Origin of the sequence: Amycolatopsis rifamycinica, from assembly GCF_000695625.1 — a bacterium.
Lineage (GTDB): Bacteria > Actinomycetota > Actinomycetes > Mycobacteriales > Pseudonocardiaceae > Amycolatopsis > Amycolatopsis rifamycinica.
The window spans coordinates 1-22,387 of record NZ_JMQI01000076.1 but is presented as its reverse complement, the minus strand read 5'-3'; the positions used below and the strand labels follow the sequence as shown (position 1 = coordinate 22,387).

The window sequence follows — 22,387 nt, the reverse complement described above, 5'->3', positions numbered from 1 at the left end:
GAGGCGTTCGGTGCTCGTCGTCGGGTTCGGCAGCGGCCCGCTGCAGGCCAACTGCTACCTGCTGGCGGCGGCCGCCGGCGGGCCGTGCGTGGTCGTGGATCCGGGGCAGGAGGCGGCCGCGCCGCTGGCCGCCGCGCTCGCCGAGCACCGGCTGGTGCCGGCCGCGCTGCTGGCCACCCACGGGCACCCCGACCACGTCGCCTCGGCGGCCGCTCTGTCGGCCGAGCACGGCGTCCCGCTGCACCTGCACCCGGGCGACACCCGGCTGTACGACGGCGACAGCGTGCCCCTGACCTCCGGCGCGTACGCGGGCCTGGACGTCGAAGTCCGGCACGTGCCGGGGCACACCCCGGGATCGGTGGTGCTGGGCCTGGCGACGCCCGAGGGCGGCCGGCTCGCGCTGACCGGCGACACGCTGTTCGCCGGCTCGGTCGGCCGCGGGGACGTGGCGGAGGCGGTGCGGGACGTGCTGGCGGCGTTCCCGGACGACACGGTGGTGCTGCCGGGCCACGGCCCGGCGACGACGATCGGCCGGGAACGCGCGGGCAACCCGTTCCTCGCCGGGACGGGAGCGGGACGGTGACCGAGCGCATCGCGCTGTTCGAGGAGGACCCGCGCGGACGCCGTCGCCGCGGGATCTCGGGCCTGATCGGCGTGGTCATCGTCGCGGCGGCGTTCGGCGGGATCGCCGGCCTGATCGGCGGCACGGTGACCGGCCTGGTCGTCGCGCTGGTGATCGCCCTGCCGCTGCTGTACGTGATGGCGGTGAGCATCCGGCGCCGCGTCTGGCTGGAGGGCTCGACGCTGCTCGTGCGCACGTGGGGGCTGCGCCGGGTCGACCTGACGGCCGCGACCCGCCTCGACCTCGTCGTCGGCGACGTCCGGGGCAGCCGCACGGTGAGCCTGCTGGTCAACGCCGGCCAGCGGGGCAAGGTGGCGAAGGTGGACCTCGCGGTGTTCTCCGGGACCGGGGGGCGCGAGCTGGGCATCCTGCCGCTGCGGAAGCTCGCGAACGCGCTGATGAACAACACCGAGGCGAACGGCCTCGTGTTCGGCGAGCTGCTGATCGCCGAGCTGAAGGCCGAGGCCCGCGGGGGCGGCGTGGCCGAGCGCCCGCTCTACCGGCTGGCGTCGGTGGCCCCGTCGGGCAAGTACGTGCAGCGCTTCACGATGGAAGCGGTCAGCCGGTTCGTGGCTACGCTGGACTGAGTTTCCCCGTGACGAGGTGGGCGGCCGGCTCGCGGGAGGCGATGAGCGCGGCCAGGACGGTTGTCACGGGGACGGCCGCGACGATGCCGACGCTGCCGGCGAGCGTCCGGATGATTTCCTGCGCGATGTCCTCGCTGCCGAGCAGCGCGCCGAGCCCGACGCCGGAGATCGACGAGTACAGCAGTACCGGCAGCGCGGCCCCGGCGTAGGCCATCACGAGGGTGTTGACGGCCGAGCCGACGTGGTCGCGGCCGATCCGCAGGCCGGAGCGGTACAGCTCCCGCCAGGTCAGGTCCGGGTTGGCGCGGCGCAGTTCCCAGACCGCGCTGGTCTGGGTGACGGTGACGTCGTCGAGCACGCCGAGGGCGCCGATGACGACGCCGGCGAGCAGCAGCCCGCGCGCGTCGATGCCGTGGCCGAGGGAGCCGATGAGCGTCGAGGTGCTGTCGTCGAGCCCGGTCAGCGAGGCGGCGGCGGAGAAGATCGCGGACAGGACGCCGATGAGGGCGAGGCTGACGAGCGTGCCGAGCACGGCCGCCGACGTCCTCGCGGAGAGCCCGTGCGTCAGGTAGAGGGCGATGAACATGATCGCGCCGGCGCCGGCGATGGCCACCACCAGGGGATTTTCGCCGGCGAGGATGGCGGGGAGGATGAACAGCGCGATGACGACGAAGGAGAGCCCGAGCGCGACGAGCGCGGCGATGCCCTGCCACCGCCCGAGCACGAGCACGGCGACGGCGAAGAGGGCGGCCAGCACGAGCAGCGGCGTGCCGCGCTGGAAGTCGACGAGCTGGAAACTGGCCGGATCGTTCGGGTTGCCGTTGTTGTAGGCGAGGACGACGGCGTCCCCGGTGGTGAAGCGCGGGGTGCTGGGCTCGATGGGCACGGTCAGCCGCAGCGGTTTCCCGGAGGCGGGCCCGTCGGTCATGGTGAGATCGACGGTCAGGCAGGGTTTCGCGTTCGGGTCGGCCTGGTCGCCGACCTGCACCTGGCCCTGGGCGAGGCAGGGACCACTGGCGGTGGCCCGGATGTCGGCGTGCACCGGCGTGCCCTGCGGGATGACGCTGGTCGGGGCGGCCTTGCCCCAGGGGTAGAGGACGACCATGCCGACGACGGTGGCGAGCGCGAGCGGGGCGAGCAGCCAGATCAGGAGCAGCCGCACGCGCTTGGACGCCGGGGCGGCGGGGCCGTGCCCGTGGCCATGGCCGTGGCCGTGCCCGGTGGGCGCTTCCGCGCTTTCGGGGACCTTGCGGCGGGGCCTGGCGCCGGTTTCGGCGGGAACCCGTTGTGGCCCGGTGTCGCCGGGACGCGCTGGGCGGTCGGTGTCGGCCGGGAGCTGCTGTGGTCCGGTGTCGCCGCGGCGCGCTGGGCGGTCGGTGTCGGCCGGGAGCTGCTGTGGTCCGGTGTCGCCGCGGCGCGCTGGGCGGTCGCTGTCGGCCGGGAGCTGTTGTGGCCCGGTTTCCCCGCGGCGGGTGGCTGAGCGGTCATTTTCGGCCGCGGCCCGCTGTGGTCCCGTGTCGCCGCGGCGAGCGGCGGGGCGGTCGCCGTCCGCTGCGGCGCGTTGTGGTCCCGTGTCGCCGCGGCGCGGGCTGCCCGGCTGCTCGCCGCCGGGGATCGGCTGCGGCCCGGTGTCGCCGCGGCGGCGCCGGGCCTCCGGGCGGCCGTTCTCGGCCGGGAGCGGCAGCGATCCGCTGTGGGCGGCCCGCTGCGGCCCGCTGCCGGTCCGGCGGCGCGCGGGATCGGCCGCCCGGCGGGCGTCCTCCGGCGGCGTGCGGCGGGCGGGCTTCCGGGGCGTTCCCGGCGTTCCGGACGTGCCGCGGGCCGGGGAAGGGGACACCTCGTCCGTGATCCGGCGAATCGGGCCGGTCGCGTCGTCGTCCAGGTCGGGGCGGTCCACCCGCACATCCTGACAGCGGGAATCCGCACCCCGTGCGAGGGGCCGCCGACGGCCCGGTTCGTCCCGATGCGCCGGACTCGCGTGACCCAGCGGGCTTCTCGCGTGATCGAGCGGGCTTCACGCGTGATCAGCGGGGCATCACGCGTGCGGGGAGGGGTATCAGCCGTAGGCCTGGCGGACGTGGACGCGGCGGTAGGCCGACGGCGGGGTGTCGAAGTGGTCGAGGAAGGCCTGGCGCAACGTTTCCGTCGAGCCGAAGCCGCAGCGGCGGGCGATCGTGGCCAGCGGGAGGTCGGTGCCCGACAGCAGGCGGGCCGCGTGTTCCGTGCGGATCGTGCGGACGTAGCGGCCCGGGGTGGTGCCCAGGTGGGCGTCGAACAACCGGGTCAGCTGGCGGGTGCTGATCCCCGCGCGGGCCGCCAGGGCCGGGGTGCCGAGGTCGGCGTCGAGGTGCTCGGCGATGTAGGCCGTGAGGTCGCGGACCTCCCGGTGCTCCGGCGGCGGCCCGGTGAGGAACAGGCTCACCTGGGCCTGGTTGCCCGGCCGCTGCAGGTACGTCACCAGCGCGCGGGCCGCCTCGCGGGCCAGTGACGGGCCGTGGTCCGCCTCCACCAGCGAAAGTGTCAGGTCGAGGCCGCTGGTCACGCCCGCCGCCGTGTAGACGTTGCCGTGGCGGACGTACAGCGGGACCGGGTCCACCGTCACCGACGGGTAGTCCCGGGCCAGGCGGGCCGCGTAGCGCCAGTGCGTCGTCGCGCGGCGGCCGTTGAGCAGTCCCGCCGCCGCGAGCACCTCCGCGCCCGTGCACACCGACGCGACGCGGCGGCTGGTGCGGGCGAGCCGCCGGACGTGGGCCAGGACGCGCTCGTCGGCCGCCGCGGCCGTGCTGCCCCAGCCGCCCGCGACGACCAGCGTGTCCAGGTCGCCGGCGACCTGGTCGAGCCGCAGGTGCGGCTGCAGCGTCAACCCGGAGCCGGTGCGGATGCCGTGGCCGTCGACCGAGGCCAGCTGCAGCTCGTACGGCGGGCGCGCGCCGAGCCGGTTGGCGGCGTCGAACACATCGGCGGGGCAGGCGATGTCCAGCAGCTCGGCGTCGGCGTAACCGACGATCGCGACCCGTCTGGGTGAGCCTGGCATGATCGAACGCTAGCAGCCCGACCGGCGCTCGGACGTGGTTCGCAGGAATCCGGACATCCGCGCCGCCCGGGGACCGCCCGGACGCCACGGTGAACGGCATGACCGATGCGCAGAAGACCATCGCCTTCGTCGTGTACCCCGGCCTGACGCCGCTGGACCTGGTGGGCCCGCTGCAGGTGCTGAGCGGGCTGGCCCAGGCGAACCCCGGCTACCGGACCGTCGTGGTCGGTGCCACCCGGGACACCGTCGGCACCGACACGCCGTTGCGAATCGCCCCGAGCCACACGTTCGACGAAGTGCCGTCGCCCTTCGCGGTGCTGGTACCCGGCGGCACCGTGCCGACGTTGCACGCGATGGCGGACGAGCGCCTCCTCGCCTGGTTGCGCACTGCGGCCGCGGGCGCCGAGCTGGTGACGTCGGTCTGCACCGGCTCGCTCGTCCTGGGCGCGGCCGGGCTCCTGGAGGGCAGGCAGGCGACGACGCACTGGATGTTCCGCGACCTGCTGACCGCGCTCGGCGCGACCCCGGTCGCCCGGCGCTGGGTCGAGGACGGCCCGGTGATCACCGCCGCCGGCGTCTCGGCGGGCATCGACCTGGCCCTGCACCTGGTGGAACGGCTGGCCGGACGGCAGGTCGCGACGACCATCCAGTTCGCCATCGAGTACGACCCCGAGCCCCCGCAGGGCGCGCTGGACTGGGCGAACCAGCCGTACGGCGACCTGAAGCCGCTGCGGGAGCACACACTGCGCGAAGGACTGGCGCGGCACCCGGAACTGCTGGCGAAGCTGCTCGCCCACGCCTGAGGCGAACGTCGTCGGCCATCCGGGTGAGCGGGGTTCCCCGGCTGCGCCGCGCGGTTAGATTCAGCTCGCTCGATCAGGTGATTTCCCGGGTGGGGTGGGTAGCCGTGCGGTTCCAGGTCCTCGGCCCGTTGACGGCCTCCGTCCCGCTGCCGTCGGCGGCCCAGCCGCGGCGGCTGCTCGCCGTCCTGCTCGCCCGCGCCGGCCGGTTCGTCGGCCGCGACACCCTGGTCGACGAACTGTGGCCGGACGGCGCGCCGCCGAGCGCCGCGGCGATCGTGCAGGTCACCGTGTCGAAGCTGCGCAAGACGCTTTCGCCCGGCCTGGGCGCCGCCGAGGCCGGGCAGCGGCTGCGGTCCGGCCCACGCGGGTACGCCCTGACCGTCGAGCCGGGGGAGCTGGACGCGGACGACTTCGTGACCCTGCTCGCCGCGGGCGCCGACGACCGCGCGCAGCGCCGCCGCGCGCTCGAACGGGCACTGGCGTGCTGGCGGGGCGACGCCTTCGCCGACGTCGCGGGCGGCCCGCTGCTGGAAGCGCACAAGCTGTGGCTGGAGGACCGGCGGTCGGCCGCGCTGCTGCAGCTGGTCGAGCTGGAACTCGCCGACGGCGACGGCCGGTCCGTCGTCGAGCGGCTCGGCCCGGTGGTCGCGGCGCGGCCCGCCGACGAGCGGTTCGCCGCCCGGCTGGCCGCCGCGCTCGGCGCGGTGGGCCGCCGCGAATCGGCCCTCGAGGTGCTCCGCCGGACGCGGCGGGCGCTGTGGGACGAAGCCGGGGTGTGGCCGGGCGCCGACCTGGTCGCGGTGTACCGCCGGATAGCCGGCACCGAATGGACGACGCCGGGGCCGCCCGCGCAGCTCCCGCCGGCCGTGCCCGACTTCACCGGCCGGGCGGCCGAGCTCGCCGTCGTCGCCCGCGCGCTGCGGAGCCCGGCCCCGGTCGTGCTGCACGGCGCCGCCGGTGCCGGCAAATCCGCGCTGGCGGTCCAGGCCGCGTGGCGGGCCCGGCGCCGGTTCCCCGACGGCCAGCTGACCGCCGCGCTGCGCGCCCCGGACGGGACACCGGCCGAGCCGGCGGCCGTGCTGACGGGCTTCCTGCGCCGGCTCGGCGCGACCCCCGCCGAACTGGCCGACCGCGCCGGGCTGGCCGGGCTCTGGCGCGGCTACACCGCCGACCGGCGGCTGCTCGTGCTGTTCGAGGACGCCGCTTCGGAGGCCCAGGTGCGTGCCCTGCTGCCGAGCGGGCCCGGCTGCGCCACGCTCGTGACCACGCGCCGGGAGCTGCCGGGCCTGTGCGGGGCACGGGCGGTCCCGGTGCCGTCACTGTCCACAGAGGACGCATGGGCGCTGCTGGCGGCGATCGCGGGGGAGTCCCGGCTGCGAACGGAACCCGAAGCGGCGCACCGGCTTCTCGGCCACTGCGCCGGGTTCGCCCTCGCCGTCCGGATCGCCGGCGTCAAGCTCGCGACGCGGCCGAACCAGCGCGTCGGCGACCTCGCCGCGCGGCTCGCCGACGACCGCCGCCGGCTCGACGAGCTGACCGCCGGCGATCTGGGCGTCCGCGCCGCGGTGACGTCGGCGCTGCGCGAGCGGTCCGCCGCCGAGGTGACACTGCTGCGGCTGCTCGCCGCGTTCGGCGCCGCCGTCCCGGACCGGTGCGCCGCGGCGCTGCTCGACCGGCCCCTCGCCGAAGCCCGTGCCCGCCTCGAGGGCCTGGCCGCCACGCACCTGCTGGACCCGGCGGGGGACGGCCGGTGGACGGTGCCCCCGTTCGTGCGGCTGGTGCTGGCCGAACACCCGGCGGACACCGACGAGGCCGCGCTGCGCCGGGCGTGCGAGGCCGCGCTGGTGCACGCCGGACACGCGCGAGGCCGTCCGGGGGCCTGGGCGGCCGAGGAGACCGGCCACCTCACCGCCGCGGCCCGGCTGGCGGGCGCGCACGGCTGGCACGAGCTGACCGAACGGCTCGCCGACGCCTGCACCGCGCTGGCGGGCACCCCGTGGCTCGGCCACGCCGCCCACGCCGTGTCGGTGCTCGGGCTCGCCGCGGCCCGACGGCGGCGTGACCCGCGCGCGGAGGCCGAGAAGCTCCACAACCTCGGCGTGGTGCACTGGCAGCACGGTCACCGGCACCGCGCGCAGGCCTGCTTCGGCATGGCCGAACAGCGTTACCGCGCTCTGAACGACCCCCGGGGCACCGGCGCGGTGCTGGCCGCGCTCGCCGACGTCCACCTCGACGGCGGTGATCCGCGGACCGCCGAGGCCGAGCTGCGGGAGGCACTGGAGCTGCTGCGGGAGTGCGGGGACCGCCGCGGGCAGGCGGCCGCGGCGGCGCAGCTGGGCTCGCTGGCCGAGGACGTCGGCGACGTGCGGCGCGCGGTCGAGAGCTTCGAGGCGAGCATGCTGCTGGCCAGGGACTGCGACGACGGCCGCGGGCACGACCAGGCCGCCAAGCGCTACGCCGACGTCCTGCGTCGGCACGGTGGCCAGGACCTGGCAGCCGACCTGCTCACCGGTGCGCTCGGCGGGGCCGTTCGCACCGGCGAGCGGCACTGGGAGGCGCACGTCCTGCGCAGCCTCGGCGACCTGCACACCGACGCCGGGGACGTCGACGGCGGACAACGGTTCCTGACGCGGTCGCTGGCGCTGTTCGAGCAGATCGGGCACCGGCACGCGGCCGCCTACACCCACCGCAGCCTCGCCGAGGCCCGCCGGCGCGCGGGCGACCCGGCGGGCGCGCGGCGGCACCTGCGGCTCGCCCTGGAGGTCTTCCGGGAGCTGCGCGACCGCCGCGGCGCCGGGTACGCGCTGCTCAGCCTGGGGCGGACGCAGGCGGAGGACGGCGCCGGCGCCGAGGCGGCGCGGCTGCTGCGCACCTCGGCCGGGCTGTTCCGGGACCTCGGGTTCCCGCTGTGGGAGCTGCGGGCGCTGCGCGAACTCACCGCCGTCACCGGCGCGTACCCCGACCGCGACCGGACTCGTGAAGTCTTGACGAAGATCAGGACCTGACGACGCTCCGGCGCGGTGCCCGGCGCCGGGAGTTTGGCGAAGTTATGGCCGCCCCGATTTGGCTCACCGGCGTCCGGATCGTCGCAGGAGAGGAAAGAAACCCATGCCGGGACAACGGATGCTGGCGCGGGTGGCACTGGGGCTGGCCGCGTCCGCCGCGACGGCGGTCTTCGCCACCATCGGCACCGCGTCGGCGACCGTCGAGGTCACCAAGCTCACCCAGGCGCAGGCCGCGTCGCAGCTGTCGGCGGCCGGTGTGACGCACTCGTCGAGCGGGGGCTGCACCGACCGCTACAACTCGACGTGCACGTCGTACGAGCAGATCAACCAGAGCACCGTCAGCGGCGTGATCACGCTGAAGCGCGCGAGCGGCTGCGCCATCAACATCACCGGCGGTACCGAGACCGGGCACGCGTCCGGCACCTACAGCCATTGGAACGGCTACAAGGTGGACATCTCGCACAACAGCTGCATCGACGCCTACGTCAAGAACAGCTTCGGCTACGCCGGCCTGCGCGGCGACGGCTACCCGCAGTGGAAGGCGGCCTCCGGCAACCTCTACTGCGACGAGGGCAACCACTGGGACATCACGTACTACACCTGCGGTTGCTGACCGGACCGGGGCCCGCCGGCACCGAGGGCGGCGGGCGGGCCCCGGTTACCGGGTGCGACGAACGGGTACCTCTGCGGGTGGAGGTGAGGAGATGACATCCCACAGCACCCCGGCCGTCCGCACCCGCACGGCGGTGATCGGCGTGGCCGCCGGACTGGTCCTGCTCGCCGGGCTCTACCTGGTGCTGGCCCCGTGGCTCACCGGCTTCGGCGGCGCGGGCGTCCTGGCACTGAGCGACACCCTCGTCGGCCTGGTCCTGATCGCGCTGGCGATCACCCGCGCGGCCACCCGGCGGTCGGCCCTGATCGGCTGGGTGGTGCCGGTTCTCGGCGCCTGGGCGGCCGTCTCGCCGTGGTTGCTGCGGCACGCGGGGGAGACCCCGCCGTCGGCGGGTGCGTTCGTCGGCAACGTCGTGGCCGGTCTGCTGGTCGTCGTCGCCGGCGTCGTGGCCCTCCGCCGCGAGCGCTGAGCACCGCCCGGACGTGAAAAGACGGTCTCCCCGGCCGGAACCGGGAAGACCGTCTTCGCGCCGTGGATCAGTGCGCCGAAGGCGTCCGCTGCTCCGGGACCGCCTGCAGCTGACGGCCACCGCGCGTGCGCAGCAGCGCCACGGACAGCACCAGGCCGACGGCCGCGAAGATCACGCACGCCACGAAGCCCTGCGTGAAGCCGTCCATGACCGCCGCCGGGTTGGTCGCCGCCTGCGCCATGTGCGAGGCGATGATCGTCGAGACGATCGCGACGCCGATCGCGCCGCCGACCTGGAACGCCGCGGTGTTGAAGCCGGACGCGATGCCCGCGTCGCGCTTGGCGATGCCGTTGAGGGCCGCCGCCGCCAGCGCGACCGGGCCGCCACCGAGACCGAGGCCGAACAGGACCAGGCCCGGGAAGACGTCGGCCCAGTAGGTGCCGGTCGGCGAGATCCCGGTCAGCAGGAAGCACCCGGCGCCGAGCAGCACCACACCGGTGACCGCGACGGCGCGGATGCCGATGCGGTTGAGCACGGCCTGCGCGAGGTACGCGCCGGCCACGGCCGCGATCGGCATCGCCGACTGGCTGAGGCCGAACTCGAGCGCGGTGTAGTGCAGGACGCCCAGCGAGAACTGGGAGATCGCCACGGACATGCCGAACGCGAGCGCCGCGACGATCGCCGTCACGACGTTGCCGCCGACCAGCGCGGGCGACCGGAACAGCCGCAGCGGCACCAGCGGAGCCGCCGAGCGCTTCTCGATCACCAGCGTGAGCGCGACCAGCACGAGGAACACCACGCCGAGGCCGAGGGTGTGGAAGCTGACCCAGCCCTTGGTGGGCGCCTCGACGAGGATGTAGACGAGCAGGCCCAGCGCGGCGGTGCTGGCGACCGCGCCGGCGAGGTCGAACGTCCGCTGCTTGCCCGCGTCCTTGCTCTCGCGCAGCAGCACCGGGCTCAGCACCAGCATGAGCAGCGCGACCGGGACGTTGACGAAGAAGATCGACTGCCAGCCCAGCCAGTCGATGAGCGTGCCGCCGAGCAGCAGGCCGACGGTCGCGCCGATGGAGGCGATCCCGGACCACGTGGCGAACGCCTTGTTGCGCTCCCGGCCTTCGGGGAAGGTGTTGGTCAGGATGGACAACGCGGTCGGCGCCATCAACGCGGCCGACACCCCGTGCAGGGCACGGGCCACCAGCAGGACCTCGGCGTTCCAGGCGAACCCGGACAGCAGGGACACCAGCAGGAACAACGCGGTGCCGGCGATGAACACCTTCCGCCTGCCGAGCAGGTCGGCCGCGCGGCCGCCGAGCAGCAGCAACCCGCCGAAGGTCAGCAGGTTGGCCGAGAGGGCCCACTGCGCCGCGACCGGCGACAGCTTGAGGTCCGCCGAGATCGACGGCAGGCCCATGATGACGATCTGCGCGTCGAGGATCACCATGAAGTTGGCCGTGCAGAGCAGAATGAGGGCTTTCCAGCGGCGCGGGTCGAGACCCGCCGCCACCGATGCGGGTACTGCTTGGGCGACGTTCACTGCTCTCTCCTTCGGGCGGAACCGGGTGTTTCTCCGCGGTCGGTAGGTCTGCGTCGACCGTACGGAGGGACAGGCCCGCTTCCGTCTTCCGGATTGCACGGTGATTTCTTCCCGTGTGCGGTTTCGCTCCGGCTTCGTCAGCTCACGTCGGGATCTTGAGCCAGTCGCCGTCGGCCTTGCCGGGGCGGTACTCGCTGTCCGCGCGTTTCGCGTAGATGCCGCCGAGGCCGTGTTCCCGCGCCGCGGCCAGCACGGCTTCGCCACCGCCGTGGAAGAAGCGCGGGACCTGCCAGTTGCCGCCGGAGAGACCGAGGTCGGCGAGCATGTCCCGGCGTTCGAGGTAGGGCAGGTCCAGCGTCGCGCGGCCTTCGTAGTGCAGCAGGTCGTAGGCGAAGAAGAACGCCGGGCAGTGCTTGGCCATCCGCTTGGCGTCGTTGCCGTCCGCGCGGCCGCGCTGGAGCAGGCCCGCCGGGTCCGGGCGGCCGTCGCGGACCACGACCATCTCGCCGTCCAGCAGGACCTCGGTCGAACCGAGGGTTTCGCCGAGCTTGTGCAGCTCCGGCCAGCGCCCGGTGACGTCGGCGCCGGTGTCGTCGTGCGCGTTGACGCGGCCGCCGGACACGCAGAGCATCGTGCGGGCGCCGCCCCAGTCGAACTCGTAGGCCCAGTCTTCGTCCCCGGCGGCCGGCGGCAGCTCGCCCGGGACCGCGGCCATCGGCTCGAGGAACTCGGGGGCGTCCTCGTGCCCGTCGTCGGCCGGGTCGAGGCGGCGCAGCGTCCAGTCGCCCTCGTCCTCGGGGTTGTGCCGGTTGAGGAAGAGGTACTTGCCCTTCGCCCGGCCGCCGTGGAAGACGACCTCGACCTTGTGGTCGTTCCAGTGGAGGGTTTCGTAGCGGCCGGTGTCCCAGATCGCCATCCACCCGCCGCCGTACTCGCCGGCCGGGATCTCGCCCTCGAAGTCGAGGTACTCCACGGGGTGGTCTTCGGTGTGCACCGCCAGGCGCGTGACACCGGGGGAGAGCGGCAGGCCCTTGGGCACCGCCCAGGACACCAGCACGCCGTCGCGCTCCAGCCGGAAGTCCCAGTGCAGCCGGGTGGCGTGGTGTTCCTGGATGACGAAGAGGTCGTCGTTCCCCGGTGCCGGCGGGCCTTCCGGCCACGGTTCGGGTGTGCGGGAGCGATGCCGCTTGCGCCGGTACTCGTCGAGTCGGTCGGCCATCGCGGAACCGGCACCCCCACTTCGCTCGGTGAGCCACCAGGTTACCGCCCCGGCCGGGCGGCCCGGACTCCCGTCGTGCGCAAGACGGGAGTCCGGGACGGGTCAGTCCGTCTCCGCCATCGCTTCGGCGAACTGCGCCGCGTACAGCCGGGCGTACGCACCACCGCTGTGCAGCAGCGTTTCGTGATCGCCCTGCTCGACGATGCGGCCCTGCTCCATCACCAGGATGACGTCCGCGTCGCGGATCGTGGAGAGGCGGTGCGCGATGACGAAGCTGGTGCGGCCGCTGCGCAGCGAGTTCATCGCCCGCTGGATGAGCACCTCGGTGCGGGTGTCGACCGAGCTGGTCGCCTCGTCCAGGATGAGGATGACCGGCTTGGCCAGGAACGCCCGCGCCACCGTGATCAGCTGCTTCTCGCCCGCGCTGACCGTGCCGCCCTCGTCGTCGAGGACCGTGTCGTAGCCGTCCGGCAACGTCCGCACGAAGCGGTCCACGTACGTCGCCTGCGCCGCCTCGACGATCTCCTCGCGGCTCGGGTCGTCCGCGCCGTAGGCGATGTTCTCCGCGATCGTGCCGCCGAACAGCCACGCGTCCTGCAGCACCATGCCGGTCTGGTCGCGCAGCTCCTCCCGGTTCATCTTCGCGATGTCGACGCCGTCGAGCGTGATCCGCCCGCCGTCCAGCTCGTAGAACCGCATGAGCAGGTTGACCAGCGTCGTCTTGCCCGCGCCGGTCGGGCCGACGATCGCCACCGTCTGCCCGGGTTCGACGGTCAGCGAGAGGTTCTCGATCAGCGGCTTGTCCGGCAGGTAGCGGAACGAGACGTCCTGGAACTCCACGCGCCCGCGCACCGGCGACGGCCGCTGCGGGTTCGCCGGCTCCGGTGCCTGCTCTTCGGCGTCGAGCAGCGCGAACACCCGCTCGGCCGAAGCGACCCCGGACTGCAGCAGGTTCGCCATGCTGGCGATCTGCGTCACCGGCTGGCTGAACTGGCGCGAGTACTGGATGAACGCCTGCACCTCGCCGAGCGTGAGGTTGCCCGACGCGACGCGCAGCGCGCCGATCACCGCCACCAGCACGTAGCTCAGGTTGCCGATGAACATCATCGCCGGCTGGATCATCCCGGAGATGAACTGCGCCTTGAAGCTCGCCTGGTAGAGCGTTTCGTTCTGCTTGTCGAAGATCGCCGCGGACTCCTCGCGGCGGCCGAACACCTTGACCAGCGAGTGCCCGGTGTACATCTCCTCGACGTGGGCGTTGAGCTTGCCGGTCGTCGACCACTGCTTGATGAAGTTCGGCTGCGCCCGCTTCCCGACCTTCGCCGCCACGACCGCCGACAGCGGCACCGTGAGCAGCGCGATCAGCGCCAGCAGCGGCGAGATCAGGAACATCATGATCAGCACGCCGACCACCGTCAGCAGCGACGAGACGATCTGCGACAGCGTCTGCTGCAGCGACTGCGCCAGGTTGTCGATGTCGTTGGTGACCCGGGAAAGCACCTCGCCGCGCGGCTGGCGGTCGAAGTACTTCAGCGGCAGCCGCGCGAACTTCTCCTCGATCTCCTGGCGCAGCCGGTACACCGCCTGCTGCACCAGGGTCGTCGTCAGCCGGGCCTGGATGAGCCCGAAGAACGACGAGATGACGAACAGGGCCAGCACGGTCAGCAGGATCTGGCCGACCTTGTCGAAGTCGATCCCGACGCCGGGCACCAGGTCGACCCGGCTGTAGATGTCGGCCAGGGTGCCGTTGCCGCGGGCCCGCAGGCCGGCGACGACCTGCTCCTTGGTGACCCCCGGCGGCACCTGCTTGCCGAGCACGCCGGCGAGGATGGCGTCGGTGGCCTGGCCGAGGATCTTCGGCCCGATCACGGTCAGCGCGACGCTGGCCGCGCCGAGCACGAGGACGCCGATCAGGGCCGCCCGCTGCGGGCGCAGCAGCCGCAGCAGCCGCTTGAGGGATCCCTTGAAGTCGAGTGCCTTCTCCGCCGGTGCGCCGCCGCTCATCCACCGGGCCGCCGGTCCGGCGGCCGCGGCGCCGGTGTTCTTGTGCCGCTGCGCGGTCGGCCGTTCCCCGGCTTCGGTCACGGCGGCTTCGGGCGATTCCGTGGTACTCACGCCGCCTCCTGTTCGGTGAGCTGGGACAGCACGATCTCCCGGTAGGTTTCGTTGCCGTCCATGAGTTCGTGGTGGGTGCCGGTGCCGACGACGCGGCCCTCGTCGAGGACGATGATCCGGTCGGCGTTCCGGATGGTGCTGACCCGCTGCGCGACGATGACCACCGTCGCGTCCTTCGTCTCCGACACCAGCGCGCGGCGCAGGGCCGCGTCCGTCGCGTAGTCGAGCGCCGAGAACGAGTCGTCGAACAGGTAGATCTCCGGTTTGTGCACCAGCATCCGGGCGATCGCGAGCCGCTGCCGCTGCCCGCCCGAGACGTTCGTGCCGCCCTGGGCGATCGGGGCGTCGAGCCCCTCGGCCATCGCTTCGACGAAGTCCTTGCCCTGCGCCACTTCCAGCGCGTGCCAGAGTTCTTCGTCGGTCGCGTCCGGGTTGCCGTAGCGCAGGTTGCTCGCCACCGTGCCGGCGAACAGGTACGGCTTCTGCGGCACCAGCCCGACCGCGCGGGCGAGCACGTCCGGGTCGAGGTCGCGCACGTCGACACCGTCGACCTTCACCGTGCCGGCGGTGGCGTCCATCAGCCGGGGGATCAGGTTGAGCAGCGTGGTCTTGCCGGTTCCGGTCGACCCGATCACCGCGGTGGTCTCACCCGGCCGCCCGACCAGCGAAATGTCGCACAGCACCGGCTTTTCCGCGCCCGGGTACCGGAACTCCACGCCGGAGAGCTCCAGGTGCCCGTGCACCGCGCCCGGGCGGATCGGCGACACCGGCGGCCGGACGCTCGACGGGGTGTCGAGCACCTCGCTGATCCGCTCGGCGCTGACTTCCGCGCGCGGCACCATCATGAACATGAACGTGGCCATCATGACGGCCATCAGGATCTGCAGCAGGTAGGACAGGAACGCCGTCATCGCGCCGATCTGCATGCTGCCGGAGTCGATCCGCTGCCCGCCGAACCACAGCACCGCGACGCTGGAGGCGTTCATCACCAGCATCACGATCGGGAACATCAGCGCCATGAGCCGCCCGACCCGCAGCGACACGGTGAGCAGTTCGTCGTTCGCGACGTCGAAGCGCTGCCGCTCGCGGGAATCGCGGACGAACGCGCGGATGACCCGGATGCCCATGATCTGCTCGCGCAGGATCTGGTTGATCCGGTCGATGCGCTCCTGCATCAGCCGGAACGCCGGACGCATCTTGGCGATGATCAGGCCGACCGAGACGGCGAGCACGGGCACGATGACCAGCAGCAGCGACGACAGCGGGACGTCGAGGTTCAGCGCCAGGATGATGCCGCCGACGCACATGATCGGCGCGGACACCATCAGCGTGAGCGTCATCAGCACCAGCATCTGGACCTGCTGGACGTCGTTGGTGGTACGGGTGATCAGCGACGGCGTGCCGAACTGGCCGACCTCGCGGGCCGAGAAGTCCTGCACCCGGTGGAAGACCCCGGCGCGGATGTCCCGGCCGATCGCCATCGCCGTGCGCGCGCCGAAGTACACCGCGCCGATCGAGCCGGCGATCTGGGCCAGCGTGACGGCGAGCATCATCGCGCCGACCCGCAGGATGTAGGGCATGTCGCCCTTGATCAGGCCGTTGTCGACGATGTCGGCGTTCAGCGTCGGCAGGTAGAGCATGGCGATCGTCTGCACCAGCTGGAGCGCGACGATCACCCACAGGGTGCCCCGGTACGGGCGCAGGTGGCTGCGCAGGAGCTTGACTAGCACAACGATTCCCCCAGTGGAGTGGTGGTGGTGTTCGGGTTCGGTTCCGGTGCGGTGCCGCCGCCGGTCAGGGTCGGCATCCCGGCGGCCAGCTCGTCCAGCAGCCGCTCCAGGGTCGGCAGGAGCGGTTCGCCTTCGGTGAACCAGTTGACGAAGGCGACGCGGACGGCGCTTTCCACCGAGGAGGCCATCAGCCGGCACAGCAGGTGGTCCACACCGCCCACCCGGTTCGCGATCGTTTCGGCAAGGACCCGCTCGACCGCCGCGTGGGCGTTCAGGAACTCGCCACGCAGCATGAGCTGGCCCATCAGCTCCCGGATACGCGCAACATACGCGCGATCCGGCTCGCCATCACGCGAATATTGCTCGAGGACCGCCTGCTTGACGGACTCCCAGAGCGGCTCGCCCGCCGGCCGGGCGAGCAGGGCCTCGCGCATCCCCTCGTGCCGGTCGGCGACCACCGAACAGACCGCCTGCTCCTTGCTGGAAAAGTAGTTGTTGAACGTGCGGGGGGAGACACCCACTTCGTGGGCGATGTCCTCCACCCGGACGTTCTCCAGCCCCCGCTCCAGCGTCAGCCGCAACGCGGCCTGGGCGAGGGCTCGGCGGGCTTCGCGCTTCTTCCGCTCGCGCAGCGTCAGCTTCGGTGGTTCTTGCGGCGGCATGCGCAGAGTGTAGCGAAAAACTTGCGTGCCACGCAAAAAATTGCGTGGCACGCAAGTTTACGACAAATCGGGCACGACCAGGGCGTTCGCGCTCAGGGCCCGCCTCAGCTGCGGGTTCGGGGGCCGTGTGCGCAGTGTTGCGACCCGCAATTTGCAAAATTGAACCGAATGGCCTAATCCACTGCGCTCACCAGCAGCGACGCTCCGAAATCGTGATCACGGACCGCGATCGTGCGAAGACCGCGTGTGGACATCCCACGAACCTTTCTGCTTGCATGTCCCGCATCGCCGCCGGGGTCCGGCGGCACAGTCGTTTCGCAGCACCGTCGTTTTCGAACCGATCAAGGAAGAAGTGGGACCACATGGCGAGCCGGGCCCGGGAACTCCTGGATCGATCACGCGTCCTGCTGGACCGCTCCCGCGTCGCCGCCGCGCAGTTCCTCACCGCGCCGCCGAAGCACCCCGGGTACGAGCCCGCGGCCGGCCCGGCGTTCGTGGAGCAGGCCCGGCCGGAGCCGGCCGAGCCGGAGCCCTCGGCGCCGTCCGGCGAAGGCGTGCTGGCCGAGATCTGCGCCAGCGTCGCCCTGCGTGACCTCAACCTCCTCGACCAGCTCCTCGCGCGGCTGGAAGAGCTGGAGGCGGGGGAGGAGGACCACCACCGCCTCGCCGAGCTCTACCAGCTCGACCACCTCGCCACGCGGCTGCGGCGCAACGCCGAGAACCTGCGCGTGCTGGCCGGGCAGGACACCGCCGACGACGCCGCCCGCGCGACGTCGGTGCTCGACCTGATGCGCGAGGCGATGTCGTCGATCAACCACTACGCCCGGATCACCATCGGCCGCGTGGTCAACCTCGGCATCGTCGGGTTCGCCGCCGAAGACCTGGGCCGGGTGCTGGCGGAGCTGTTCGACAACGCCGCCAACCAGTCCTCGCCCAGCTCGCCGGTGCACGTCAGCGCGCACCTGACCGAGCAGGGCAGCGTCCTCGTCCGGATCGAGGACGAGGGCATCGGCATCCCCGCCGACCGCATCGGGGACCTCAACGCACGGCTGGCCGCGGGCGGCGACCTCGACGACGCCTCGGCGCGGCACATGGGGCTCGCCGTGGTCGCCCGCCTGGCCGCCCGGCACGGCGTGACCGTGCGGCTCGACCGGCGCAGCCCGCACGGCACGGTGGCCACCGTGCTGCTGCCCACCGGCGTCGTCACCGAGCTCGCCGAGCACGCCTGGTCGGGCACGCGGACCGTCACCGTGGAACCGGTCAAGCCCGGCGCCGGCCGCGAGCCGGCCACCGTCGGCGGGCTGCCGCGCCGCCGGGCGGGCACCTTCTCCCGGGAGACGGCGCCGGAGCCGGTGGCACCGCGCAAGCCCAGCCCGCGGCCGCGCCCGGTCGCCGGGACCGTCGGCGGGACCACGGCGAACGGCCTGCCGCGCCGCGTGCCCGGCAGCATCCGCGGGGCCGCACCGGAACCGCCACCACCCCCGCCGTCCGCGCCGGCCGGTGACCCCGCCGGGCACGAGCGGCTGCTCGCCGACCTCGGCGCGTTCGCCGACGGCGAGCAGGCGGCGCGCGCGGAGAACCGCACCCGGCAGGACGACACGCCCGGAGGAACCACCCGGTGACCGCCCCCCAACCGGCCACGGCGAACTTCGCCTGGCTGCTCGACGACTTCGTGCGCAAGGTCCACGGCGTCAGCCACGCGCTGATCATGAGCGTGGACGGCTTCCCGCTCACCGCCTCGGACTCGGTCGGCGAGGCCGAGGCCGAACAGCTCGCCGCGATCGCCAGCGGCCTGCTCTCGCTGGCCGGCAACAGCGCGGCGCTGTTCGGCAAGGGCGCCTGCGAGCAGATCATCATCCGGCTCACCCACGGCTACTTCCTGTTCATGGGCATCGGGTCCGGCGCCGGGCTCGCGGTGCTGACCTCGGGCGAGGCGGACATGAAGGTGGTCGCCTACGAGATGACCCAGTTCATCACCAACGCCGGCCACGCGCTCACCCCCGAGGTGCGCGCGGAGCTGCGGCAGGTGCTGACCGCGCGCCGGCCCCGGATGTGATGCCGTGCCCGACCAGGATGTGATGCCAGTGTCCCCTTCGGACAACCCGCCGGACACCACCCTGCCGCGCCGGCACCGCCGGATCCGCGCGTACGCGCTGACCGGCGGCCGCACCGGCACGCGGCACCAGCTGCTGGTGGAGACGCTGATCTCGGTGCCGCAGTACGACCCGGCGCTGAGCGACACGCTGATGCCCGAGTCGCGCTCGCTCTACGAACGCGCCCGGGTGCGCTGCTCGGTGGCCGAGCTGTCGGTCGGGCTGGACCTGCCGCTGGGCGTCGTGCGGGTGCTGCTCGGCGACCTCGCCTCCCAGGGTGCGGTGTTCGTCCACCCCACCGCGCACGCCTACCACCACGACACCAACGTGCTCGAGAGGATCCTTGATGGGCTCAAGCGGCTCCCCGCCTGAGGGCGATCTGCTGACGATCTCCGCGAAGATCGTCGTCGCCGGGGGCTTCGGTGTCGGCAAGACCACCTTCGTCGGTGCGGTGTCGGAGGTGCCGCCGATGAGCAACGAAGCGTGGATGACCGAAGCCGGGGAAGGCGTCGACGACCTGCCGCCGGGCAACAAGTCGACCACCACGGTGGCGATGGACTTCGGGCGGATCACGCTGCGCCCGGACCTGCTGCTGTACCTGTTCGGCACGCCGGGGCAGGCGCGGTTCTGGTTCCTGTGGGACGACCTCAGCCGCGGCGCGCTCGGCGCGGTCGTGCTGGTCGACACGAGCCGGATCGACGAGTCGTTCGCGGCGATCAACTACTTCGAGAACGACTCCGAGCTGCCGTTCATCGTCGCGGTCAACCAGTTCGAAGGCATGCCGGTGCACGACCTCGAAGAGGTGCGGGACGCTCTCGCGCTCGACCCGAGCGTCCCGCTGGTCACCTGCGACGCCCGCGACCGCGCGTCGACGATCGCCACCCTGACCGAACTGGTCGGCCACACGCTGTCGCTGGCCGTGCTCTCCGGCCCGGCGGGCCGCGAGCTCGCCGGCAGCGCCCCGCACGCCTGAACCCCGGAAGAGGAGCTCCATGCGCAAGGTCCTGGTCGTGGGCGCCGGGCAGTCCGGCCTGCAGCTGGCCCTCGGGCTGCTGGCGAAGGACTACGACGTCACCGTGATGTCCGCGCGGACGCCGGAGGAGATCCGGTCCGGGCGGGTGATGTCGACGCAGTGCATGTTCCACGACGCGCTGCAACACGAGCGCGACCTCGGGATCAACCTGTGGGAGGCCGAGACGGTCAACGTCGAGGGCCTCGGTGTCTCGGTGGCCGCGCCGGACGGCGGCCGCGCGCTCGACTGGTTCGCCGAGCTGGACCACCCCGCCCAGTCGGTGGACCAGCGGGTGAAGATGGCCGGCTGGCTCGAGCTGTTCGAGGACCGGGGCGGCAAGCTCGTCATCCACGGCGTGATGACGTCCGAACTGGACGCGCTGGCCCGGCTCTACGACCTGGTGGTCATCTCGGCGGGCAAGGGCGAGCTGGTCCAGCTGTTCGACCGGGTGCCCGAGCGCTCGCCGTACACCCAGCCGATGCGCGCGCTGTCGCTCGCCTACGCCCACGGGGTGGGCCGCCGGCCGGAGCACCCGGACAAGATGGGGGTCCGGTTCAACATCGTCCCCGGCGTCGGCGAGCTGTTCATGATCCCGGCGTACACGCTGAGCGGGAACTGCGACATCCTCTTCTTCGAAGGCGTGCCCGGCGGGCCGCTGGACTGCTTCGACGACCACCCGGGCCCGGACGAGCACTTCCGGCGGCTGCTGGACCTCATGCGGCGGTTCGTGCCGTGGGAGTACGAGCGCTGCCGCGACGCCGAGCTGACCGACGCGAAGGCGACGCTGGCGGGCGGGTACACGCCGGTGGTCCGCCACCCGGTCGGCACCTTGCCGGGCGGGGCGATCGTGCTGGGCATGGCCGACGTCGTCGTGGCGAACGACCCGATCACCGGGCAGGGTTCGAACAACGCCAGCCACTGCGCGGCGACCTACCTCGACGCGATCGTCGAGCGCGGCGACGGGCCGTTCGACGCCGGGTGGATGGAAGCGACGTTCGAGCGCTACTGGGAGTACGCCCGGCACGTGACCGAATGGACCAACGCGCTCCTCCTGCCGCCGCCTCCGCACGTGCTCCAGATCCTCGGGGTGGCGGGGGAGAACCCCGCGGTCGCCCGGCGGTTCGCCAACGGATTCACCGACCCGGCGGACTTCCAGCACTGGTTCATGGATCCGGCACTTTGGGAGAAATACCTGGCAGAGGTCTAGATCGACGCCGCGGCGGACTGTCGCCGGGGGACGATTCGGGCTACGGTTGTCACGTAGCGTGAAGGCGGACCTCGGAGGTAGTGGGCATGCGGGCGATGTGGAAGGGCTCGGTGTCCTTCGGGCTGGTCAGCATTCCGATCCAGATGTACGCGGCCACCGAGAACAAGAACGTCTCCCTGCGCCAGGTGCACGAGGCCGACGGCGGCCGCATCCAGTACAAGCGGTTCTGCACGATCGACGGCCAGGAAGTGCCGTACGCCGAGATCGCCAAGGGCTACGAGCTGCCGGACGGCGAGATGGTGGTGATCACCGACGCCGAGATGGCCGAGCTGCCGCTGTCCACCCAGCGCACGATCGACGTGCTGGAGTTCGTGCCGCTGGAGTCGATCGACCCGATCCAGTACGACCGGACGTACTACCTGGAGCCGCAGAAGAACGCGGTGAAGCCGTACGTCGTGCTGCGGGACGCGCTGCACAAGTCGAGCCAGGTGGCCATCGCGAAGGTCGCGGTCCGGCAGCGCGAGAGCATGGCGGTGCTGCGCGTGCACGCCGACGTGCTGGTGATGACGACGATGCTGTGGCCGGACGAGGTCCGCGAGCCCGACTTCCCGTTCCTGCGGGACGACCCGCCGCAGATCCGGCCGCAGGAGCTCACCATGGCCGGGTCGCTGATCGACTCGCTGGCCGAGCCGGTGTTCGAGCCGGAGAAGTACAAGGACCACTACCGCGAGGCCCTGGAAGAGATGATCGAGGCCAAGGTCGCCGGCGACGAGACGACCAAGCCCGCCGCCGTCACCGCCAAGGCCGACGTCGTCGACCTGATGGCGGCGCTGCAGGCCAGTGTGGACGCCGCGAAGAAGTCGCGTCAGTCCTCTTCGGAGGCGTCTTCGGAGGCGTCCGAAGAGGACGCCAAGCCGGCGAAGAAGAAGCCGGCCGCCCGCAAGCGGGCGCCGAAGCCCGCCTGAGCCGCCTCGGACGGGTGGTCGTGCCGACACGCCGCCGCAGTCCCGCGCCCGCGCGCTTCCCGGTCCTACCGTGGGACACGTCGTCCACACGCGCGAAAGGCGGCCGGTCATGGACTGTGCTTCTTGTGACGCCGGGATCGATCACTGCCACGGCACGCTGGTGGTGCACCCGGAAGGCGGATTCGCCGAGTGCACCGAACCGGCCTGTGCGGACGGCGACCGCGTGCGGCACGCGCTGATCGTCGACTGCCGGGGTGTCGGCGGTGGCTGCGGCTGTGCGGACTCGTCCCGCAAACCCCTGGTGCGCCAGGCTTCCTGAGCCTCCCGCCAGGATCGCGCGGGCCGTCCCGGCCGGGTCCGCGAGCCGCCGGGGAGGCCTTCGCGACGGCGGGAAGCCGGCCAGGCCGTCACACGATCGTGTATGCAGCTGTGTACAGCCGCCGGGCGATGTGCTACGACTAACGGGGTCCTTCGGCTCTCCCTCCCCCTCGGAGCCGGAGGACCCTTTTCGTTCCGGGCCACGCCCGCGCGGTGCGGGTGTCCGCCGGTGCGCGCGCTCACGATTGACGTAACCGGGGAAGTCGTCAGTAGGTTTTTAACCGACGCGACGCCGGAAACGTTCCGCCGCGCAAATTGTGCTCGCGGCGGAATTTGCTCGGCGTTTACCTTTTCACCGTGATGACGCCCGACGTGAAAAGGCCACGGCCCGGTGCGCCG

At 72.6% G+C, this 22,387-nt stretch carries 20 protein-coding genes; 13 read left to right on the top strand and 7 right to left on the bottom strand.

Going from position 1 to position 22,387, the window contains the following annotated elements:
* Positions 1 to 10 precede the first annotated feature (10 nt).
* On the top strand, positions 11 to 583 hold the full coding sequence (locus tag DV20_RS36870; protein ID WP_043788031.1) for an MBL fold metallo-hydrolase: 573 nt from the start codon (positions 11 to 13) through the stop codon (positions 581 to 583).
* Positions 580 to 1,209: a hypothetical protein gene (locus tag DV20_RS36865; RefSeq protein WP_043788030.1), complete on the top strand. Its 630-nt coding sequence runs from the start codon at positions 580 to 582 to the stop codon at positions 1,207 to 1,209. Before DV20_RS36870 ends, DV20_RS36865 begins: the two co-directional genes overlap by 4 nt.
* Here DV20_RS36865 and DV20_RS43490 read toward each other — a convergent pair.
* Both DV20_RS43490 and DV20_RS36855 read right to left on the bottom strand, forming a co-directional pair.
* The gene (locus DV20_RS43490; RefSeq protein ID WP_326938520.1) at positions 1,196 to 2,824 is read right to left on the bottom strand and encodes a YibE/F family protein; all 1,629 of its coding nucleotides are present in this window, start codon (positions 2,822 to 2,824) and stop codon (positions 1,196 to 1,198) included. The two genes, DV20_RS36865 and DV20_RS43490, sit on opposite strands and share 14 nt — an antisense overlap.
* 441 nt (positions 2,825 to 3,265) lie before the next feature.
* Complete coding sequence (locus DV20_RS36855; RefSeq protein WP_043788027.1) at positions 3,266 to 4,243, bottom strand: GlxA family transcriptional regulator; 978 nt, start codon at positions 4,241 to 4,243, stop codon at positions 3,266 to 3,268.
* 98 nt (positions 4,244 to 4,341) lie between these two features.
* Here DV20_RS36855 and DV20_RS36850 point away from each other — a divergent pair, with 98 nt between their 5' ends.
* The 4 genes from DV20_RS36850 (at position 4,342) to DV20_RS36835 (ending at position 9,133) form a co-directional block, all read left to right on the top strand.
* Complete coding sequence (locus tag DV20_RS36850; RefSeq protein ID WP_043788026.1) at positions 4,342 to 5,046, top strand: DJ-1/PfpI family protein; 705 nt, start codon at positions 4,342 to 4,344, stop codon at positions 5,044 to 5,046.
* Positions 5,047 to 5,150: 104 nt separating this feature from the next.
* On the top strand, positions 5,151 to 8,051 hold the full coding sequence (locus DV20_RS36845; RefSeq protein ID WP_043788025.1) for an AfsR/SARP family transcriptional regulator: 2,901 nt from the start codon (positions 5,151 to 5,153) through the stop codon (positions 8,049 to 8,051).
* A gap of 103 nt (positions 8,052 to 8,154) precedes the next feature.
* A complete protein-coding gene (locus DV20_RS36840) occupies positions 8,155 to 8,664 on the top strand; it encodes a hypothetical protein (protein ID WP_084093850.1) in 510 nt (169 codons plus the stop codon).
* 91 nt (positions 8,665 to 8,755) lie between these two features.
* Complete coding sequence (locus tag DV20_RS36835; RefSeq protein WP_043788021.1) at positions 8,756 to 9,133, top strand: SPW repeat protein; 378 nt, start codon at positions 8,756 to 8,758, stop codon at positions 9,131 to 9,133.
* A 67-nt stretch (positions 9,134 to 9,200) separates the two neighbouring features.
* Here the strand turns inward: DV20_RS36835 and DV20_RS36830 are convergent, their stop codons facing one another.
* From DV20_RS36830 to DV20_RS36810, 5 genes are all read right to left on the bottom strand, one after another.
* Positions 9,201 to 10,667, bottom strand: a complete 1,467-nt coding sequence (locus tag DV20_RS36830; protein ID WP_043788020.1) for an MFS transporter — start codon at positions 10,665 to 10,667, stop codon at positions 9,201 to 9,203.
* Positions 10,668 to 10,809: 142 nt separating this feature from the next.
* On the bottom strand, positions 10,810 to 11,886 hold the full coding sequence (locus tag DV20_RS36825; RefSeq protein ID WP_043788019.1) for a DNA polymerase ligase N-terminal domain-containing protein: 1,077 nt from the start codon (positions 11,884 to 11,886) through the stop codon (positions 10,810 to 10,812).
* Between the two features lie 102 nt (positions 11,887 to 11,988).
* Positions 11,989 to 14,001, bottom strand: a complete 2,013-nt coding sequence (locus tag DV20_RS36820; protein ID WP_043788018.1) for an ABC transporter ATP-binding protein — start codon at positions 13,999 to 14,001, stop codon at positions 11,989 to 11,991.
* Positions 13,998 to 15,731, bottom strand: coding sequence for an ABC transporter ATP-binding protein (locus DV20_RS36815; RefSeq protein ID WP_043788016.1), 1,734 nt, complete (start codon positions 15,729 to 15,731; stop codon positions 13,998 to 14,000). The genes DV20_RS36820 and DV20_RS36815 overlap by 4 nt, the downstream gene beginning before the upstream one ends.
* Positions 15,725 to 16,393 (bottom strand): TetR/AcrR family transcriptional regulator, encoded by a 669-nt coding sequence (locus tag DV20_RS36810; RefSeq protein ID WP_043788014.1) that lies wholly within the window; start codon positions 16,391 to 16,393, stop codon positions 15,725 to 15,727. The genes DV20_RS36815 and DV20_RS36810 overlap by 7 nt, the downstream gene beginning before the upstream one ends.
* Before the next feature lie 362 nt (positions 16,394 to 16,755).
* Here DV20_RS36810 and DV20_RS36805 point away from each other — a divergent pair, with 362 nt between their 5' ends.
* The 7 genes from DV20_RS36805 (at position 16,756) to DV20_RS36775 (ending at position 21,989) form a co-directional block, all read left to right on the top strand.
* Positions 16,756 to 18,015 carry a sensor histidine kinase gene (locus DV20_RS36805; protein ID WP_043788013.1) on the top strand — a complete coding sequence of 420 codons (1,260 nt, stop codon included), beginning with the start codon at positions 16,756 to 16,758 and terminating at the stop codon, positions 18,013 to 18,015.
* Entirely contained in the window at positions 18,012 to 18,449 is a 438-nt protein-coding gene (locus DV20_RS36800) for a roadblock/LC7 domain-containing protein (protein ID WP_043788010.1), read from the top strand. Before DV20_RS36805 ends, DV20_RS36800 begins: the two co-directional genes overlap by 4 nt.
* A 22-nt stretch (positions 18,450 to 18,471) precedes the next feature.
* Positions 18,472 to 18,858, top strand: a complete 387-nt coding sequence (locus DV20_RS36795) for a DUF742 domain-containing protein (RefSeq protein WP_152603805.1) — start codon at positions 18,472 to 18,474, stop codon at positions 18,856 to 18,858.
* Complete coding sequence (locus tag DV20_RS36790; RefSeq protein WP_043788007.1) at positions 18,833 to 19,459, top strand: GTP-binding protein; 627 nt, start codon at positions 18,833 to 18,835, stop codon at positions 19,457 to 19,459. Before DV20_RS36795 ends, DV20_RS36790 begins: the two co-directional genes overlap by 26 nt.
* A gap of 19 nt (positions 19,460 to 19,478) precedes the next feature.
* Positions 19,479 to 20,705: a styrene monooxygenase/indole monooxygenase family protein gene (locus DV20_RS36785; protein ID WP_043788006.1), complete on the top strand. Its 1,227-nt coding sequence runs from the start codon at positions 19,479 to 19,481 to the stop codon at positions 20,703 to 20,705.
* A gap of 86 nt (positions 20,706 to 20,791) precedes the next feature.
* Complete coding sequence (ku, locus tag DV20_RS36780) at positions 20,792 to 21,670, top strand: non-homologous end joining protein Ku (RefSeq protein WP_043788005.1); 879 nt, start codon at positions 20,792 to 20,794, stop codon at positions 21,668 to 21,670.
* 109 nt (positions 21,671 to 21,779) lie between these two features.
* Entirely contained in the window at positions 21,780 to 21,989 is a 210-nt protein-coding gene (locus tag DV20_RS36775; protein WP_043788003.1) for a hypothetical protein, read from the top strand.
* Positions 21,990 to 22,387: the final 398 nt, after the last annotated feature.